Source organism: Brooklawnia sp., assembly GCF_049651565.1.
GTDB lineage: Bacteria > Actinomycetota > Actinomycetes > Propionibacteriales > Propionibacteriaceae > Brooklawnia.
The window spans coordinates 1-2,137 of record NZ_JBASCI010000167.1 but is presented as its reverse complement, the minus strand read 5'-3'; the positions used below and the strand labels follow the sequence as shown (position 1 = coordinate 2,137).

Below are 2,137 nucleotides of genomic sequence, written 5' to 3'. Positions count from 1 at the left end.
TGGCGGGACCGGTGGCCGCTGATCGGGTTGCTGCTGGGCGCGCTGGCCGGCGCGGTCGGCATGGTCGGCGGCCAGCTGGCGAAGCGCGCCACCGTCGGGCAGGTGATCTTCACCGCGATCTTCGTCGCCCTGTTCCTGGCCGCCGTCGTGCTGCTGGCCAGGGGTAATGCGGCCCGGCTGGCGAAGGTCGGGGCGGCGCGGGTGCCGACCAGGGAGCCGCTGAAGACGGCGCTGGTGGGGCTGATGATCACCGCGATCGTGATGTGGCTGGTGGCCGGCTACGGCATCTTCATCGCAGCCGTCACCGCCAACCCGGCGAACGACTGGCACGCCCTGGCCTACCTCGGGGTGGCGGTGTGCGCCACCGCAGCCACCGTGCTGGTGCGGCAGGCCAGGCTGGAGTGGGCCGGGTTCCACCTGCGAGCCTGGCCCACCGAGCCCTGACCTGCGATCAGATCAGATCAGGCCCTGGGCGATGACCGCGTCGGCCACCTTGATGAACCCGGCGATGTTTGCGCCCATCACGTAGTCGCCGGCCTGGCCGTATTCCTCGGCGGTCTCGGCGCAGGTGTCGTGGATGTTGGCCATGATGTTGGCCAGCTTGTCCTCGGTGTACTCGAAGCTCCACGAGTCGCGGGAGGCGTTCTGCTGCATCTCCAGCCCCGAGGTCGCCACCCCGCCGGCGTTGGACGCCTTGCCCGGCGCGTACAGCACCCTGGCGGCGTGCAGGGCGGCGATGGCGGCGGGGGTGCAGGGCATGTTGGCGCCCTCGGCGACGGCCTTCACGCCGTTGCCGATCAGGGTCCTGGCGGCGTCCTCGTCGAGTTCGTTCTGGGTGGCGCAGGGCAGCGCGACGTCCACCGGGACGTCCCAGACCGAACCGCCGGGCACGTAGGTGGCGCTGGACCCACGCCGTTCGGCGTAGTCGCTGACGCGTCCCCGCTCAACCTCCTTGACCTGCTTGAGCAGGTCGAGGTCGATGCCGGCGGTGTCGACGACGTAGCCGGCGGAGTCGGAGCAGGTGATCACGTCGGCGCCCATCTCCTGCGCCTTCTCGGTGGCATAGATCGCCACGTTGCCCGAACCGGAGATGGCGACCCGGCGACCGACGAAGTCCATGCCTCGGGTCTGCAGCATCCGCTCGGTGAACATCACCAGGCCGTAACCGGTGGCCTCGGTGCGCACCAGCGAACCACCCCAGGTCAGGCCCTTGCCGGTCAGCACACCGGCCTCGTAGCGGTTGGTGATCCGGCGGTACTGGCCGAACATGTAGCCGATCTCGCGTCCGCCGACGCCGATGTCGCCGGCCGGCACGTCGGTGTGCGGCCCAATGTGGCGGGCCAGCTCGGTCATGAACGACTGGCAGAACCGCATGATCTCGCCGTCGGAGCGGCCGTGCGGGTCGAAGTCGGAGCCGCCCTTGCCGCCGCCGATCGGCAGCCCGGTCAGCGAGTTCTTGAAGATCTGCTCGAAGCCGAGGAACTTGATGATGCCCAGGTAGACCGAGCGGTGGAAGCGCAGCCCGCCCTTGTAGGGGCCGAGGGCGGAGTTGAACTCAACCCGGAAGCCGCGGTTGATCTGCACCTTGCCCTGGTCGTCCTGCCACGGCACCCGGAAGATGATCTGGCGTTCCGGCTCGCAGATGCGCTCCAGGACGGCGGCCTCGGTGTACTGCGGGTTGCGGGCCATGACCGGCCCGAGGGTGTCGAAAACCTCGCGCACGGCCTGGTGGAACTCGGCCTCTCCGGGATTACGGGCGACGATCTGGTCGAAGACCACGGTCAGGTTCTGCTCCACGGGAGTCCTTTCAGGTTCGCTGAGTGCATTCTCCTACTCGCCGGAAGGTTGGACGGCGGGCGTATCGATCGTTGGACTTTCTTCTCTTCAACCGCCGGGGGTGTCGCCATCGGTCGGCGGGGCCGGCTGTTCGGTGGTGGGCGGAGCCTGCGTCGTCGGCGCCGTGGTGGGCGGCTGCGTCGGTTCGGCGGTGGTGCTGGGCGCCTGGGTGGTCGGCGGCTGGGTGGTGGCCGTGGTCTGCGGAGCCGTGGTGGTGGGTTCGGTCGGGGTGGCGGTGGTGACCATCGTCACCGTTGCGGCCGGCTGTGGGCTGTCGCCGCGGGTGGCCCAGGTGTAACCG

General features: G+C 69.5%; 3 protein-coding genes. 1 reads left to right on the top strand and 2 read right to left on the bottom strand.

Translation table 11 applies throughout. The features are described 5' to 3' along the window. Window positions 1–444, top strand: a 444-nt coding sequence (locus WBL05_RS07650; protein ID WP_424224921.1) for a hypothetical protein, incomplete at its 5' end; no start/stop codon positions are given. A gap of 12 nt (window positions 445–456) precedes the next feature. Here the strand turns inward: WBL05_RS07650 and gdhA are convergent. Next, window positions 457–1,797 carry an NADP-specific glutamate dehydrogenase gene (gene gdhA, locus WBL05_RS07645; RefSeq protein WP_424224919.1) on the bottom strand — a complete coding sequence of 447 codons (1,341 nt, stop codon included), beginning with the start codon at window positions 1,795–1,797 and terminating at the stop codon, window positions 457–459. An 87-nt stretch (window positions 1,798–1,884) separates the two neighbouring features. Next, window positions 1,885–2,137, bottom strand: a 253-nt coding sequence (locus tag WBL05_RS07640) for a hypothetical protein (RefSeq protein ID WP_424224917.1), incomplete at its 5' end; no start/stop codon positions are given.